Raw genomic sequence first — 16,486 nt, 5'->3', positions numbered from 1 at the left:
TCGCCCGGGGCGCGCGCTAGTCTTGTGGGGATTATTTTCCGCTAGCAGCACAAGGGAGCGTGCACACCGTGTTCGAGTCACTGTCCGACCGCCTCCAATCAGCCCTCGGCGGCCTGCGCGGCAAGGGCAAGCTCACCGAGGAAGACATCAACGCCACCGCGCGCGAGATCCGTCTCGCCCTGCTCGAGGCGGACGTCTCACTCACAGTCGTGCGCGCGTTTATCAAGCGCGTCAAGGAGCGCGCGCTCGGCGCAGATGTGTCCGCGGCGCTGAACCCTGCGCAGCAGGTGATCAAGATCGTCGACGAGGAGCTGACCAATATCCTCGGCGGCGAAACGCGCCGGCTCAACATGGCGAAGAACCCGCCGACTGTGATCATGCTGGCCGGTCTGCAGGGTGCCGGTAAGACCACGTTGGCCGGCAAGCTGGCCAACCACCTGGCCAAGCAGGGCCACACCCCAATGCTGGTGGCCTGCGACCTGCAGCGCCCGGGCGCGGTGCAGCAGCTGCAGATCGTCGGCGAGCGCGCTGGCGTGCCCACCTTCGCCCCGGACCCGGGCACCTCCCTGGATTCCTACGAGCACGAGATGGGCACCTCCCACGGCGACCCGGTTGCCGTGGCGCAGCAGGGCATCGAGCACGCCAAACAGCAGAAGAACGACGTGGTCATCATCGATACCGCCGGCCGCCTCGGCATCGACGAGACGCTGATGACCCAGGCGCGCAACATCCGCGACGCCGTCAACCCCGATGAAGTCCTCTTCGTCATTGACGCCATGATCGGCCAGGACGCAGTGAAGACCGCCGAGGCGTTCGCCCAGGGCGTGGACTTCACCGGCGTGGTGCTGACGAAGCTCGACGGCGACGCCCGCGGCGGTGCAGCCCTGTCCATCCGTGAAGTCACCGGCAAGCCGATCCTGTTTGCCTCCACAGGCGAGAAGCTCGAGGACTTCGACGTCTTCCACCCGGAGCGCATGTCCAGCCGAATCCTCGGCATGGGCGATTTGCTCTCCCTGATCGAGCAGGCCGAGGCGACCTACAACGAGCAGGACGCCGAGGCCGCCGCCAACAAGCTCACCTCCGGCGAGCTGACCCTCGAGGACTTCCTGGACCAGCTGCTGATGATCCGCCGCATGGGGCCGATCGGCAACCTGCTGAAGATGATGCCGGGCGGCAAGCAGATGAACCAGATGGCCGACATGGTCGACGAGAAGCAGCTCGACCGCATCCAGGCCATTATCCGCGGCATGACGCCCGAGGAGCGCCAGGACCCGAAGATCCTCAATGCCTCTCGACGCAAGCGCATTGCCAACGGCTCCGGCGTCAAAGTCTCCGACGTCAACCAGCTCGTCGACCGCTTCTTCGAGGCCAAGAAGATGATGGGGCAGATGGCCAGCCAGTTCGGCCTGCCGGGCATGCCTGGCATGGGCGGCGGCCGCTCCGCCACGAAGAAGAAGCCGAAGGGCCGAAAGGGCAAGAACGGCAAGCGTAAGGCGCCGAAGCGTGGAGGCGGCATGCCCAAGATGCCGGGCATGCCGGGAATGGGCGGCGGCATGCCGGGAATGCCGGATCCGAAGGAGCTGGAAAAGCTCCAGGAGCAGCTGCCCGCAGGCATGCAGGGCATGGACCTGAACAACCTGGACTTCGACGAGGCGATGAAGCGCATGCAGAAGGGCAAGTTCTTCTAGCTCGCCCGCCAACCCCAAGTCAAGAAACCCCGAGAAAGCGCGATTTCGGCGCGGCGCATTCTCGGGGTTTCTGGCGCGTATGGGTCCTTGCGCGGAGACCCCACGACACAGACCCTGGGATCCTAATCCTGGGAACGGCACAAAATCGCGCATTGCCAGGGTTTGGATCCCAGGGTCTGCGGGGGCAAGAGAGGATGGTTAGGGGAGGGGGCTACGGGGTGGCCGGAGGGGCGTCGATAAGCGAAAGCTCCTCGAAGATCGGCGCGAGACGCTCCCACAACACCGGTGTCAGGGATTCGGCATAGGCGTTGGAGATGTGGTTCTGGTCGCGGTAGATGTACACGTTGCCGATCTGCGGCGGGCAAAGGCTGTCAACGCAGTACCAGCCGGCGGTGTCGATTTCCCACTGGGCGAAGGCGCCGTCGAGGAAGTACGCCGCCGGGTCCTCGGGGGCGTAGACCATGTCCGCGGCCATGGAGCAGGCGTGCTCGGAGTGGCCCGCGACGACGCAGAGATTCGGGTCCATTGGCTCGCCGGTGGGGGTGAACATCCACGGGTTGTCGCGCAGGCCGACGAACGGGATGCCCAGCTCGGCAAGGCGCTGCCAGAGGTTGGCGTAGGCGTCGGGCACGTAGTCGGCGGAGACGCGGCCGTCGCCGGCGTGGCCCGCGGGGCGGGTGGAGGTGGAGATGAACAGGTCGGGCTGCAGGTTGATGATCTCCTGCATCGCGTTTTCGCCCCACTCGGCGCACTCGGGGGAGACGATGTCGTTGGCGGGGTCCAGCGGGCCGCCGATCACCAGCGGGCACTCCTGGCGCACGAAGGTGGCGACCTTGAAGTGGTGTTCCTTGCCCAGTTTGTCCAGGGGGACGATGAACGGCTCGATGTGGGAGCCGCCGGCGAGCACGATCGTGGTTTCCGCCTCCAGGTCGCCGTAGGTGCAGTCTGGGCCGGGCATGGCGTCGGGGGCTTCTGGGAGGAAAATCATGCAGTCGTCGAGACCGATGGGCGGGAACACGCCGGCGATGAGGCTCGGGTCCGGCTGCGGCTTCACATCCGGCACCTGCGCGCCCTGGATGGCGCGGGCACCGGGGTAGTTGACCGGGTCGAGCGCTTCTTCTGCGCTGTCCACCTGCTTGTCCCAGTACGGTTGCACGGCCAGTGCGACGGCGAACAGCGCTGCGGCCAGTACGCCGCCTACCGCACGCGCGACGCCGGGCAAGGTGCGTAGCGACGCCCTCGCGGCCGCCACCGGATCGTCGTCGCCACGCGGGCGCGGGCGGTGCTGGCGCAGCGGGTCCTCCACGAGCGTGTGGGTGACGTGCGCCAGGCACAGCGACACCAGGATGACCAGCGCGCCCAGCCAGGCCGGCGGGGTGTCGTAGCCGCCGATGACGGTGACGATGATCAACAGCGGCCAGTGCCACAGGTACAGCGAGTAGGCCACGCTGCCCAGCCAGGTCATCGGGGCGGAGGCGAGCACCTTGGAGACACCGTTGGCGTTTCCGGAGAGAATCACCAACGCCGCGCCGGTCAGTGGGATCAGGGCGACGGGTCCAGGGAAGGCCAGCGAGGTGGGCACGATAAAGCCCGTGACGGCGATGAGTGCCACGCCCAGAAGCGCGGTGAGCCATGCGGTGGCTTGCGGCAGGAACCGATGCGCCGGCACGAATGCGAGCAGCGCGCCGAGGGAGAGCTCCCACGCGCGGGAGAACGTGGAGTAGTAGTTCTCGCCGGTGCCTTCCAGCCCGAAGCGGGAGGCCCAGGCGAACGATGCCACGGTGATCACCGCAAGCAGCGCAATGGCGGCGAGTCGGGCGTGTTCAGGCTTCGCACGCAGCTTCACGACGGCCACGGCGACGACCCAGCCCAGAAGAATGCCGAAGACATAGAACTGCCCCTGCACGGACATGGACCACAGGTGCTGCAGGGGAGAGGTCTCCTGGCTGGCCGCGGCGTAATCCGCGTTCTGCGCCATCAGCTCCCAGTTCTGGAAGTACAGCATCGACGCGGTGACCTGGCGGGAAAGCTCCACGCCCATCAGCTCCGGGGTGAACGCCATGACCAGGCCGACGACCACGACCACCACAAGCGCGAGCGCTGGCACCAACCTGCGGATGGTGCGCCACAACGGCCACCACGGATTCAGGTTCGGGTTCGGGCGCAGCGCGTAGCGAAGCTGGCCGCCAAGGAAGAAGTAGCCGGACAGCAGCAGGAAGACATCCACACCACCGGAGACGCGGCCGACAAACACGTGGAAGAGCACCACGAGCGCGATGGCGAACCCGCGCAGCCCGTCCAGGTCGACGCGGTATGCGGTGGAGCCTTTCGTCGGCTGTGGTGGGTGCCCTGCCGTCGTACTCAACCGTTTCTCCAACCCGTCTTGCCGTGTGTCTCGCTGCGCTGTGCCGTCTATCGTCACAAGCGGTTAAGGACAATACCGCCCCCAACGCGCGGGACCGAACCAGACTCGCGCGGATGCGGAAGGCTAAAACCGGACGCGTGTTTTGGAACCTGGGGAAAGCGCGCGTAAAGTGTCACGGGTTGTCCGGCGTGCATGCGCGCCAGGCACGACAAGTCCATAACTGCGTACGCGCCGGATCCGTCTTGTACCTCGCCCCATAAGCGAGGCAGGTCGCCCGGCCAGGCACGCGCAGGGTAAATAAGAAGGGTTGAACCGGCTCGTCGATAAGTGGCGAGTGTCTGCACTGCCCAGTGACCTACAAGGAAGTACACCATGGCTGTAAAGATCAAGCTGCAGCGCGTTGGCAAGATCCGCAACGCGCAGTACCGCGTCGTCATCGCTGATGCCCGCACCCGCCGCGACGGTGCCGTCATCGAGAACATCGGCATCTACCACCCGAAGGAAGAGCCGTCGCTCATCCGCATCGATTCCGAGCGCGCTCAGTACTGGCTGGGTGTCGGCGCACAGCCGACCGAGCCGGTGATGGCGCTGCTGAAGGTGACCGGCGACTGGCAGAAGCACAAGGGCCTCGACGGCGCTGAGGGCACCCTCAAGAACGCCGAGGAGAAGCCGTCCAAGCTCGACCTGTTCAACCAGGCGCTCGAGGAGGCCAAGAACGGCCCGACCGCCGAGGCAATCACCGAGAAGCGCAAGAAGGCCAAGGAAGAGGCTGAGGCAAAGGAGGCCGCTGAGGCCGCCGCTGCTGCCGAGGCTGAGGCTGCTGAAGCTGAGGGCGAGTCCGCTGAGGCTGAGTCCGAGGCTTCCGAGGACGCTGAAGCCGAGGAGAACTAAGCACTCTTCGCTTCTCGACGAAACCCCCGTTGCCGCACACCGCGCGCGGAACGGGGGTTTCGTGTTGGTGGGGGCCGGCGAAATTCACACCGCCTTGCCCCGTGCCAGTCAGCCGCTTGACGGACCGGCCGCACGCAAACCCTGGGATCCAGGGCCTGGGTTCGCGCAAAAATCGGCCATTCCCAGGATGAGCCTCCCAGGGTCTGCGTAGGCGGCGCAAGGGGGAGGTGGCGCAGCCAAGAACGTTCGGAGAACCGGCGGCCTGCTACCGTAATCTCCCATGGAGCTGCAGATCGGCCGCGTGGTCAAGTCCCACGGCGTGAAAGGTGAGGTTGCCGTCGAGTTGCTGGCGGATGAGTCGGAGGAGCACATCGTCGTCGGCGCTGTGCTGACTGGCCGCCAGGCGGGCAAGGAGCGGGAGCTGACCGTCAGGACGGTGCGGCCGCACCAGAAGCGCTTGTTGGTCAGCTTCGAGGAGGTGCCGGACCGCACTGCCGCTGACAGCCTGCGCGGCATGAAGTTCTTCGCCGAGCCGCTGGAGCGTGAAGAGGACTCGGACGGGTACTACAACCACGAGCTTATCGGCCTGAAGGTGCGGCACGACGGCGATGAGGTCGGCGAGGTCACCGGCGTGATGGATGCGCCGAACCGGAAGATCCTGGAGATCGATTACAAGGGCAAGGACGTCATGGTCCCGTTCGTGATGGACTTCGTCCCGGAGCTCGACACGGATACGGGATACCTCACCATCACCCCGCCCGAGGGCCTGCTGGATGTCTAACTTGCGCTTAGACGTTGTCACCATCTTCCCCGAGTACCTCGATCCGCTTCGCCACGCGCTGCTGGGCAAGGCGATTGAGCAGGGAATTTTGTCGGTGGGTGTGCACGATCTGCGCGATTGGGCCACCGGTAACCACAAGTCTGTGGACGCCCCGCCGCTGGGTGGGGGACCGGGCATGGTGATGAAGCCGGAGGTGTGGGGGGCTGCGCTTGACGACGTCGCCGAGGGCCGCCCTGGAACATCCCTCGACACCGCCGCCGCGCACCGCAACGACAAGCTGCGCCACGACGACGTGCACGAGGTCGCACCCCGTCCGTACAAAGGTGGCGAGGACAGCACCAAGCCGCTGCTGCTGGTGCCCACCCCGGCCGGCAAGCCGTTCACGCAGCAGGACGCGCAGGCGTGGTCGCGCGAGGAGCACATCGTGTTCGCTTGCGGGCGCTACGAGGGCATCGACCAGCGCGTTTTCGAGGACGCGAAGAAGCGCTACCGGGTGCGCGAGGTGTCCATCGGCGACTATGTGCTGATTGGCGGTGAGGTTGCCGTGCTGGTCATCGCTGAGGCGGTCACGCGCTTGATCCCGGGCGTGCTGGGCAACACTGAAAGCCATGAGGACGACAGCTTCTCCGACGGTCTGCTCGAGGGCCCGAGCTACACCAAACCGCGTGTGTGGCGCGGGCTTGAGGCGCCGGCGGTGCTCACCTCCGGCGATCACGCCAAGGTCGAGGCCTGGCGCCGCGAGCAGTCGCTGAAGCGCACCCGCGAGGTGCGCCCCGAGCTGTTGGAGCAGACACCGCTGAGCGAGGACGACCGGTTCATGTTGGACGCGCGCGACGTGGTCTCGACGGTGGAGGTGGACGGGGCGGCGCGGGTCGTCGTGAAGCAATTGCGCAGGGCCTTGAAGAAGGCTGGCTACCGCGACCCCGAGATCACCCTGGATGGAACCACGCTCACCGTCGCCGGGCGCACCGCGCTCGCGCTCGATGAGGCGACGCGTGCGGTGGAAAAGGCGCTGCCAACTGGAGCTTATCAGTCCGGTGGGACTGTAGAGGTTTAGCTTATCTGGTGGGCAACATCACCCTCTGGAAATTTAAAGGTCTGACCAATCGGGCAATACACTTGGGTGCGTTACACGCGTAAGAAAGGACACCCATGCTCGCGTCAGTGCTTGACCCAACATCCGCGGTCGCCATCGTCCTGCAAATCCTGATCATCCTCGGCGCACTGCTGCTGGGCACCCGCTACGGCGGGCTCGGCCTCGGCCTGATCTCCGGCATCGGTTTGATGCTCATGGTGTTCGTCTTCGGCCTCGAGCCGGGCGAACCGCCCGTCGGCGTGATGCTCACCATCATCGCCGTGATCGGGTGTGCGGCCACGCTGCAGCAATCGCGCGGCCTTGAGGTGATGATGCAGCAGGCGGAGAAGCTGCTGCGCGCCCACCCAGAGCGAATCACTATCCTCGCGCCACTAACCACCTGGTTCCTGACGGTGCTGTGCGGCACCGGGCACGTGGTCTACACCATGTTCCCCATCATCGAGGACATCGCGGTGAAAAAGGGCATCCGCCCGGAGCGCCCCATGGCCGTGGCGTCCACGTCCGCGCAGATGGGGATCACCGCCTCGCCGGTGTCGGTGGCGACGGTCTCGCTCGCGTCGATCCTGGCGGAAAACGCCGGGGTGATTGACAAGGCGTACTCCATCCCGCAGATCCTCATGGTGGCCATCCCGGCGTCGCTGTCCGGCGTTGTCCTGGCCGCGCTGTGGTCGCTGCGCCGCGGCAAAGATCTGGACAAGGACCCAGCGTTCCAGGAACGCATGCAGGATCCGGCGTTTGCGGAATCCATCAACAAGTCCAGCCACTCGCTGCTGGACGAGGTCTTTCCCAAGTCCGCCCGCAACGCCGTCTGGGTCTTCCTCGGCGCCATCGCGTTCGTGGTGGTGCTCGGCGCGTTCGAGGGCCTGCGCCCCGCGTTCGACGACGGCGAGGGCGGGGTCAAGCCGCTGTCGATGAACCTGGCCATCCAGATGGTGATGCTCTTCGCCGGCGCGATCATCCTGCTGTTTTGCAAGGTGGACCACAAGAAGATCGCCTCGACTCCGGTGTTTAAGGCCGGCATGACGGCGGTGTTCTCCGTCTTCGGTGTGGCATGGATGGCGGACACGTTTTTCGCCGCGCACATCGACCAGCTCGAGGAAAGCCTGGGCTCCGTCGTGGAGGCCGCGCCGTGGGCGTACGCGATCGTGCTGCTCATCGTGTCTAAGCTGGTCAACTCGCAGGCCGCGGCACTGGTCGCGATCGCCCCGATTGGCCTGGCGCTGGGCATCGACCCGAAGGTCATCGTCGGCTTCTACGGTGCCGCGTACGGCTACTGGATTCTGCCCACCTACCCGTCCGATTTGGCCTGCATCGGCTTCGACCGCACCGGCACCACGCGCATTGGCAAGTTCGTGGTGAACCACTCGTTCCTCATCCCGGGCGCGATCTCCGTGTTCACCTCGTGCGTGGTGGGCTCGCTTCTAGCGCAGGTGCTGCTGTAAAACTCGCGCGAAACGGGCGCGACTAGACTCGCCCGAATGACATCAATCGCAGCCACCATCGCGAACGAAATCAATGTGCGGGACAACCAGGTCGAGCAGGCGCTGAAACTGCTCGCCGAGGGCAACACCGTCCCGTTCATCGCCCGCTACCGCAAGGAGGCCACGGGCGGCCTCGACGACGCGCAGCTGCGCCACATCGAGGAGCGCAACACCTACCTGCTCGAACTCGCCGAGCGCAAAACGGCGGTGCTGGAAAGCATCGACGAGCAGGGCAAACTCACCGACGAGCTAAGGCAGGCGATCCTTAGCGCGGACACGAAGGCGCGCGTCGAAGATCTCTACCTGCCGTACAAGAAGCGCCGCAAGACCAAGGCGGACATCGCGCGCGAGGCGGGGCTTGAGGAGTTGGAGCAGCAGCTTATCGACGACCCTTCGGCCGACCCCGAAACCCTGGCCGAGGCCCACCTCTCGGAGGGGTTCCCGGATGCGAAGTCCGCGCTCGAAGGCGCCCGCGCCATCCTGGTGGACCGCTTCGCCACGGACGCGGACTTAGTCGGCGAGGTGCGCGACCGCGTGTATAGCCAGGGCACCATGCGCTCCGCCGTGGTGGAGGGCAAAGAAACCGAGGGCGCGAAGTTCGCGGACTACTTCGAGTTCTCCGAGCCGTTTGAGAAACTGCCGAGCCACCGGGTCCTGGCGCTGTTGCGCGGCGAGGCCGAGGGCGTGCTCACCATCGACATGGACCCGGGCGAGGAGGCCGTGTACGAAGGCATGATCGCCGAGCGCTTCGACCTGCCGGTGAAAGATTCCGAGTGGCTGGCAAAGGCGGTGCGCTGGGGCTGGCGCACCAAGCTGCAGGTCTCCGCGAACCTGGATACCCGCATGCGGTTGAAGGAGAAAGCAGAGGAGGGCGCGCTGCAGGTGTTCAAGACAAACCTGCGCGACGTGCTGCTCGCCGCGCCCGCCGGCCAGCGCGCCACGCTGGCGCTGGACCCGGGCTACCGCAACGGCGTGAAGTGCGCCGTGGTGGACGAGACCGGCAAGGTCCTTGCCACCACGATTGTCTACCCGCACCAGCCGCAGAACCGCTGGGACGCCTCGCGCGCTGAGCTGGCGTCGCTGGCCGCGCAGCACGGCGTGGAGCTCATCGCCGTGGGCAACGGCACGGCGTCGCGCGAGTCCGAAAAGCTCGCGGGAGAGGTGGCGGACCTGATCGCGCAGGCGGGCGGGAAGCGACCCACCCCGGTGGTGGTGTCCGAGTCTGGTGCGTCGGTGTACTCCGCCAGCCAGATCGCGGCGGAGGAGTTCCCGGACATGGACGTCTCCCTGCGCTCTGCCGTATCCATCGCCCGCCGACTGCAGGATCCGTTGGCGGAGCTGGTCAAGGTGGACCCGAAGTCCATCGGCGTGGGCCAGTACCAGCACGACGTGAACCAGACCGCGCTCGCACAGACACTGAACGCGGTGGTGGAGGACGCGGTGAACTCCGTCGGCGTGGACGTGAACACCGCGTCGGCGCCGCTGCTCGAGCGCGTTGCCGGCCTGTCGGGCACGGTGGCGAAGAACATCGTGGCCTACCGCGACGAACACGGCCGGTTCACCACCCGCAAGGAGTTGGGCAAGGTGCCGCGCCTGGGCCCGAAGGCGTTCGAGCAGGCCGCCGGCTTCCTGCGCATCCAGGGTGGGACCAACCCGCTGGACGGCTCCGCGGTGCACCCGGAGGCCTATCCGGTGGTCGAGCGCGTCGCCCAGGCCACGGGCCTGAGCACCGAGCAGCTCATCGGCAACACCGCCGTGCTGACCAAGCTCGCGCCGGCTGATTTCGCCGACGAGCAGTTCGGCGTGCCCACCGTCACCGACATCCTCGCCGAGCTGGACAAGCCCGGCCGCGACCCGCGCCCGGAGTTCAAGACTGCCGAGTTCAAGGAAGGCGTCAACGAGGTCAAAGACCTCAAACCAGGCATGGTCTTGGAGGGCACGGTGACCAACGTCGCCGCCTTCGGCGCGTTCGTGGACGTGGGGGTGCACCAGGACGGCCTGGTCCATGTCTCCGCTATGAGCCACAAGTTCGTCTCGGACCCGCACGAGGTGGTGCGCTCCGGCGAGGTGGTGAAAGTCAAGGTCATGGACGTCGACGTCGCCCGCAACCGCATCGGGTTGAGCCTCAGGCTCGACGACGAACCGGGCCAGCCAGCACAAAAGAAGGCCCGCCAGCGGGGCACCCAAAAGGCGGGAGGGGGCCGGAAGCGGGGTCGACCGGAGGGACGTCGAGAAGCATCCGGCTCGATGGCCGACGCGCTGAAGCGCGCAGGATTTGGGAAGTGACCGGCGCATATGTAAAATGCTGCAGGTTCTTGTAATCGACATGAACCGGCCGAGCGCCCCAGATGGGGAAGTGCCGCCAGGGTCCTCTGTCCGAACACGTAAAGGATTGCTTTCATGAGCAACGGCATCATTGATCTTGTCGACGCAGGCCAGCTGCGCGACGACATCCCGGACTTCCGCCCGGGCGACACCCTCGACGTCCACGTCAAGGTTATCGAGGGTTCTGTGACCCGTACCCAGGTCTTCACCGGCTTTGTGGTCCGCCGCCAGGGCGACGGCATCCGTGAGACCTTCACCGTGCGCAAGGTTTCCTTCGGTATCGCGGTTGAGCGTACCTTCCCGGTGCACTCCCCGAACATCGAGAAGATCGAGGTTGTGCGCAAGGGCGACGTCCGCCGCGCCAAGCTGTACTACATGCGCGACCTGCGCGGCAAGGCTGCCCGCATCAAGGAGCGCCGCTAGTTTCAGCGCGCTAGAGTGCCCCGTCCGAGTTCGCTCGGGCGGGGCACTTTGCTTGTCGACGGCTCCCGCGGTGCTAACGTATCCCGGGTGACCAACGTGAACGGACCCGCAGGCGAGCCTTCCGCACCGAAGCCCGCACAGCCCCACAACCCCTACGCCGCCGAGCCGCGCCGTGACGCGGCCCCGGTGGCGCAGCAGCCGGCCGCGGACGAGCCAGAGGAGAAAAAGGAGCTTCCCTGGTACGTGGAAATCCCGGTCGTGGTGGTGCTGACGCTGCTGATCATGTTCGTGATCCAGACGTTTATCGGCCGCCTCTACGTCATCCCGTCCGCCTCCATGGAGCCCACGCTGCACGGCGAAGCCGGCTCCGGCGACCGCATCTTCGTGGAGAAGGTCAGCTACTACTTCTCCGACCCGGAGCCGGGCGACGTGATCGTTTTCGCCGGCACCGATTCCTGGAACACGGGCTTTGACTCCAACCGTTCCTCCAACCCGGTTATCCGCGGGATGCAGGAGGTCGGCTCTTGGGTGGGGCTGGTGCCGAAGGACGAGAACACTCTGGTCAAGCGCATCATCGCCACCGGCGGGCAGACGGTGTCCTGCCAGGCGGGGGACCCGGCGATCATGGTGGACGGCAAGCCGATCGACCAGTCCTACACCCTGCAGCCGAACTTCTACCCGGTGGATCAATCCACGGGTTCCGACGCGTGCGGCGGGCCCTTCTTCGGCCCGGTGACGGTGCCGGAGGGCAACTACTTCATGATGGGCGATAACCGCACCAACTCCCTGGACTCCCGCGCGCACATGGGCGACCAGTTCCAGGGCACCATCCCGGAAGAAAACATCCGCGGCAAGGTCGAGGCTGTGGTTTTCCCGATCAACCGCATGCAGGGCGTGAGCGACCCGGACATCCAGCAGTAGGCCAGTGCGGCGCTTAAAGCAGCTGCGCACCTACGAGGTCGCTTTGGATAAGGCGGGCTTCGGCCCGGTGGCGGGGGTGGACGAGGCCGGCCGCGGGGCGTGTTTCGGCCCCATCACCATCGCGGCGTGCGTGCTGCCGACAGCACCGCAGTCGTCGCTGGAGGGGCTGACGGACTCCAAGAAGCTCACCGCCCGCAAACGCGACGTGCTCTTCGACGCGGTCAAGGACGTCGCGGTGGCGTACTCGGTGGTGCACATCTCCGCGGCTGAGATTGACCGCCGCGGGATCCAGCACGCCAACATCGACGGCGCGCGACGCGCCATAGCGGGGCTTTCGGTGCAGCCGGGGTACGTGCTTATCGACGCATTCCGTATCCCCGGCCTTCCTTCACCCCAACTGCCGGTGGTGGGAGGCGACTACACAGCCCGCTGCATCGCCGCGGCCAGTGTGCTGGCGAAGGTGAGCCGGGACCGGCTGGTATGCGAAATGGCCCAAGCGTTTCCCCAGTACGGCTTGGAGGGCCACAAGGGGTATTCGACAAAGGTGCACATGGACGCGGTGCGCCGCCACGGTGCGAGCCCTGAGCACCGTTATAGTTATGCGAACGTCAGGGACGCTGACGACTTCTATTGGCAGTCCAGCAAGAAGGGGCAGGCATGAGCGCCGAGGATCTTGACAACTACGAGGCTGACGTCGAGCTTTCCCTCTACCGCGAGTACCGGGACGTGGCCAGCCAGTTCTCCTACGTGGTGGAAACGGAGCGTCGGTTCTACCTGGCCAACGGCGTCAAGCTCATCCCGCACACCGACGGCGGCGACGTCTACTACGAGGTGCTGATGTCGGACGCGTGGGTGTGGGACATGTACCGCGCGGTGCGCTTTGTGCGCTACGTGCGCGTGATCACCTACAAGGACGTCAATATCGAAGAGCTGGACAAGCCCGACCTGACCTTCCCGGAGTAGTGCTCGCGGCGATCCGTTTGTAAAACTCGGCGTGTCGCGCTTTGCGTCAGGTGGTTGTGAACAGTTTCCGGTTTAGGCGACGGTAAGTGTGGGTGGCTGAGAGCCGATTTCGGCAGAATATAAACTTTTACGAGGGAACACCACCCACCGCTATGCAGCTGCATAGTGGGTGCCGACCAACCATTGGTGGCGGCTGGGTTGTCCGCAATGTGGAGTTTGTAAGCGCCGGCCACCTTCCGAATCTCGCAAGATCTGACGATTGCCCGACATTTCCGCAGGTCGCCGAGGGTCGATTTCGGCAAAATGTCAACTTTTACGACGGCCGACGTCTCGCCGCTATGCAGCTGCATAGTGGGTGACTGGCAATCATTGGTGCCGGCCGAGTTTTACAAAAACTGCCCGCGCCATGGAACCGTGGCGGGGCCTTCTGCGTCTGATAGAGGACCAACATTTTTGGCAACTCTATGAAACGGGGAGGCACCGTGCAGGTGAATTATCAGGACCAGTGGGAGCTGGGCAGGGCGGGCGAACTCGCCGCCATCAGGTGGTACGAGGACGAGGGCTACACGCTGTTGGGCCACCGGCAACGCATGCGGGCTGGCGAGATCGACGCTGTGGTTGAGGACGAGGACGGCACCGTCGTTTTCGTGGAGGTGAAGTCCCGCCGCGGCACCGCGTTCGGCGCCGCGGAGGCGGTGACCACGAAGAAGCTCAACACCATGCGCCGGTGTGCGGCGCAGTGGCTGGACAAGCATTCGCAGGGCCAGTACCGCCCGATCCGCTTTGACGTGGTCGAGGTGGTCTTCGACGGCGAGGATTACATCCTGCGCCGGTTCCCGGGGGTGGAAGATGGCGCTTGCTAGCACGATGAGCGCGACCGTGGAAGGCGTCGCCGCCCGCCTGGTCACGGTGGAGGCCAACGTGGGGCCCGGTTTGCCCGGCATGCACATGGTGGGTCTGGGGGATGCGGCGGTGAAAGAGTCGCGCGAGCGCATCCGCACCGCGATTTCGAATTCGGCGCTGCCGTGGCCGCGCACGAAAATCATGGTGTCGCTTTCGCCCGCGCACCTGCCCAAGGCCGGCTCGCACTTCGATCTGCCCATCGCACTGGCGGTGCTGGGCAGCCTGGATCCGCGGGTGGAGCGCACGCTCGCATCCACCATGTTCTGCGGCGAGGTGGCGCTGGACGGGACTTTGCGACGGGCCGAAGGCGTGCTGCCGATGCTCATCGCCGCATTCGACGCGGCAGACCCAATCCGCACCGTCGTCGTGCCGAGGGCCAACGCCGCGGAGGCAGCGCTGCTGGGCCGCCGGGAGGTGCTGGTGGCGGATTCGCTCGCGCAGGTGTGGCAGTGGATCACCGGCGAGGCGGAGCTGGAGCCTGCCACCGCGCCGGAAGCGGCCGCGCCGCAGCGTGCGGTGCCGGACTTTCAAGACCTGGCGGGGATGTCGGAGGAGCGCGAGGCGCTCGAGGTGGCCGCGGCTGGCGGGCACCACGTGATGATGATCGGCCCGCCGGGCTCGGGAAAGTCCATGCTGGCGGAGCGGATTCCGTCGATCCTGCCGCCGATGGACGTGCAGGAGATGGTCGAGGTCACCGCCATCCACTCCGCGGCGGGTGTTTCCGGCGGCGGGGTAGTGGCAACGCGGCCGTTTATCGCCCCGCACCCCTCGTTGACCCGCGCGGCGCTGATCGGCGGGGGAGGTGGCACGCCAACCCCCGGTGTGGTCAGCCAGGCGCACCGGGGGGTGCTGTTCTTGGACGAGGCCTCCGAGATCCCGGCGCCCGTCCTTGACGCCCTGCGCATCCCGCTGGAAAAACGCGAGGTGCGGTTGACCCGGGCGAAAAGGGAAGTGGTCTACCCGGCGGATTTCCAGCTGGTGTTGGCCGCGAACCCGTGCGCGTGCCAGCGAGTGAAAGGGCAGTGCACGTGTAAGTCCCCGCAGCGGGCGCGCCACTTAAGCAACGTCTCCGGCCCGCTGAAGGACCGACTGGACGTGTTCGTGACCACCTCTGGCGACGCGGCGGTGCTCAGCCCGAGGGACGCGGAGCCGTCGAGAAGCATCGCGGGGCGTGTGGCTGCCGCCCGCGAGCGCGCCGCGACCCGGTGGGCGAAGGCGGGCTGCGACGAGGACGTCAACGGCCGTGTGCCGGCGACGCTGATCCGCAGGTATTTCCCTGCCAAGGAGGCGGCGATGGCGATGCTGCAGGCAGAGCTGATCGAAGGCAAGATCACGCAGCGCGGGGTGGATAAATGCTTGAAGCTGGCCTGGACGCTCGCGGACTTAGAAGAGATGGACCAGCCCGACATCCACCACGCCTGCCGCGCCGTGGAGATGCGCGAGCACCAGCTGCAGCACGAGGAGGTGGCGTAGATGTCCTCGTTGGAATCCTGGGCCTACCTCTCACGTGTGGTGGAGGGGCCGTCGCACCACATCCAGGCGCTGTTGCGTGTGGGCAAGAGCGCGGACGAGATCGCCGAGGGAGTGCGCACCCGCGCCACCTGGATCGGCGGCCTGCTTTCCCAGACCGAGAACCGCTTCACCTGGGACCGCCCGGCCGAAGACCTCGAGTTCGCCGCAGACCTCGGCTACACGCTGCTTACCCCGGAGTCGCCGCAGTGGCCGGCGGAGGCGATTCAGTGCTCGTTTGGCCGCCAGCAGACGGGAGCGGCGGGAAAGACCAGCCACCAGCCGGACGGCATTGCGCCGCACGCGCTATGGGTTGCGGGCAACACCAACCTGGCAGGGCTGTTCGCCCAGTCCGTGGGCGTGGTGGGCACGCGCCACGCCACCAAGTACGGGCACATGGCAACCAAGGATTTAGTTGCGGGACTGGGCGGGCACAACTACACGGTTGTCTCCGGCGGCGCGCTGGGCATCGACACGGTCGCGCACACGACCGCCATGGACGTGAGCACCCCGACTGTGGTGGTGGCGGCCTGCGGGCCCGGCGAGCACTACCCGCGTTCGAACAAGGCGCTTTTCGAGCGGGTGGTGGCCACAGGCGGCGCGTTGGTGACGGAATATCCGCCCGCTGTCACGCCAGACAGGCACCGCTTCCTCACCAGAAACCGCCTCGTGGCCGCCCTGACACTGGGCACCGTGCTGGTAGAAGCGCCGTTTCGCTCCGGGGCGCTGAATACCCTGAAGTGGGTCAACGCGTTCAACCGCACGGCCATGGCGGTGCCCGGTCCGGTCACGGACGCCCAATCCCTCGGCGCGAACCTGGCCATCCAGAACAACGAGGCGGAAATGGTGCTCAACGCCGGGCAGATCCACGAGCAGCTCTCCGCGGTCGGCGAGTACAGCGCCGAGGAGCAGATGGAGATGCAGTACCCGCCGAGTGTGACCCAGCAGCTCTCCCGTAACGAGCTGCGCATTTACGACGCCCTGCCGCCCGCCGGCCGCACCGGCAGGGAGGCCGAGGCGGTGGCCGCGGATGCGGGGCTGTCCATCGCGCTGACGGTGCACATCCTGATGGACCTGTCCAAGCGCGGCCTGGTGGAGCGCGACAAGCGGGTGTGGTCGCGGGTGGAGCAGCCCGACTAA

At 66.2% G+C, this 16,486-nt stretch carries 14 protein-coding genes; 13 read left to right on the top strand and 1 reads right to left on the bottom strand.

Translation table 11 applies throughout. The features are described from left to right. Positions 1 to 68: 68 nt before the first annotated feature. Positions 69 to 1,688 (top strand): signal recognition particle protein, encoded by a 1,620-nt coding sequence (ffh, locus tag CAFEL_RS07110; protein ID WP_194559495.1) that lies wholly within the window; start codon positions 69 to 71, stop codon positions 1,686 to 1,688. Positions 1,689 to 1,899: 211 nt separating this feature from the next. Here ffh and CAFEL_RS07105 read toward each other — a convergent pair whose 3' ends face one another. Next, positions 1,900 to 4,053 (bottom strand): acyltransferase family protein, encoded by a 2,154-nt coding sequence (locus CAFEL_RS07105; RefSeq protein WP_228496175.1) that lies wholly within the window; start codon positions 4,051 to 4,053, stop codon positions 1,900 to 1,902. Positions 4,054 to 4,425: 372 nt separating this feature from the next. Here CAFEL_RS07105 and rpsP point away from each other — a divergent pair, with 372 nt between their 5' ends. The 12 genes from rpsP to CAFEL_RS07045 all read left to right on the top strand — a co-directional run bounded on the left by rpsP (position 4,426) and on the right by CAFEL_RS07045 (position 16,486). After that, entirely contained in the window at positions 4,426 to 4,944 is a 519-nt protein-coding gene (gene rpsP, locus CAFEL_RS07100; protein WP_194559494.1) for a 30S ribosomal protein S16, read from the top strand. A gap of 280 nt (positions 4,945 to 5,224) precedes the next feature. After that, positions 5,225 to 5,725 carry a ribosome maturation factor RimM gene (gene rimM / locus CAFEL_RS07095; RefSeq protein WP_194559493.1) on the top strand — a complete coding sequence of 167 codons (501 nt, stop codon included), beginning with the start codon at positions 5,225 to 5,227 and terminating at the stop codon, positions 5,723 to 5,725. A 1-nt stretch (position 5,726) separates the two neighbouring features. Continuing rightward, on the top strand, positions 5,727 to 6,782 hold the full coding sequence (trmD, locus tag CAFEL_RS07090) for a tRNA (guanosine(37)-N1)-methyltransferase TrmD (protein WP_394354789.1): 1,056 nt from the start codon (positions 5,727 to 5,729) through the stop codon (positions 6,780 to 6,782). A 95-nt stretch (positions 6,783 to 6,877) separates the two neighbouring features. Further along, positions 6,878 to 8,263: an anaerobic C4-dicarboxylate transporter gene (locus CAFEL_RS07085; RefSeq protein WP_194559491.1), complete on the top strand. Its 1,386-nt coding sequence runs from the start codon at positions 6,878 to 6,880 to the stop codon at positions 8,261 to 8,263. Between the two features lie 36 nt (positions 8,264 to 8,299). Beyond that, a complete protein-coding gene (locus CAFEL_RS07080; RefSeq protein ID WP_194559490.1) occupies positions 8,300 to 10,588 on the top strand; it encodes a Tex family protein in 2,289 nt (762 codons plus the stop codon). A 114-nt stretch (positions 10,589 to 10,702) separates the two neighbouring features. Further along, on the top strand, positions 10,703 to 11,050 hold the full coding sequence (gene rplS / locus CAFEL_RS07075; RefSeq protein WP_194559489.1) for a 50S ribosomal protein L19: 348 nt from the start codon (positions 10,703 to 10,705) through the stop codon (positions 11,048 to 11,050). Between the two features lie 186 nt (positions 11,051 to 11,236). Continuing rightward, on the top strand, positions 11,237 to 11,971 hold the full coding sequence (gene lepB / locus CAFEL_RS07070; protein ID WP_290172391.1) for a signal peptidase I: 735 nt from the start codon (positions 11,237 to 11,239) through the stop codon (positions 11,969 to 11,971). A 4-nt stretch (positions 11,972 to 11,975) separates the two neighbouring features. Beyond that, positions 11,976 to 12,632 carry a ribonuclease HII gene (locus tag CAFEL_RS07065; RefSeq protein ID WP_194559487.1) on the top strand — a complete coding sequence of 219 codons (657 nt, stop codon included), beginning with the start codon at positions 11,976 to 11,978 and terminating at the stop codon, positions 12,630 to 12,632. Further along, on the top strand, positions 12,629 to 12,934 hold the full coding sequence (locus tag CAFEL_RS07060; RefSeq protein ID WP_034998651.1) for a DUF2469 domain-containing protein: 306 nt from the start codon (positions 12,629 to 12,631) through the stop codon (positions 12,932 to 12,934). Before CAFEL_RS07065 ends, CAFEL_RS07060 begins: the two co-directional genes overlap by 4 nt. A 482-nt stretch (positions 12,935 to 13,416) precedes the next feature. After that, complete coding sequence (locus CAFEL_RS07055; protein WP_290171977.1) at positions 13,417 to 13,797, top strand: YraN family protein; 381 nt, start codon at positions 13,417 to 13,419, stop codon at positions 13,795 to 13,797. After that, positions 13,784 to 15,310, top strand: coding sequence for a YifB family Mg chelatase-like AAA ATPase (locus CAFEL_RS07050; RefSeq protein WP_194559485.1), 1,527 nt, complete (start codon positions 13,784 to 13,786; stop codon positions 15,308 to 15,310). Before CAFEL_RS07055 ends, CAFEL_RS07050 begins: the two co-directional genes overlap by 14 nt. Then, complete coding sequence (locus CAFEL_RS07045) at positions 15,311 to 16,486, top strand: DNA-processing protein DprA (RefSeq protein WP_194559484.1); 1,176 nt, start codon at positions 15,311 to 15,313, stop codon at positions 16,484 to 16,486.

The organism is Corynebacterium afermentans subsp. lipophilum, from assembly GCF_030408375.1.
GTDB classification, from domain to species: Bacteria; Actinomycetota; Actinomycetes; order Mycobacteriales; family Mycobacteriaceae; genus Corynebacterium; species Corynebacterium lipophilum.
This window is presented reverse-complemented; position numbering and strand designations above follow the sequence as displayed.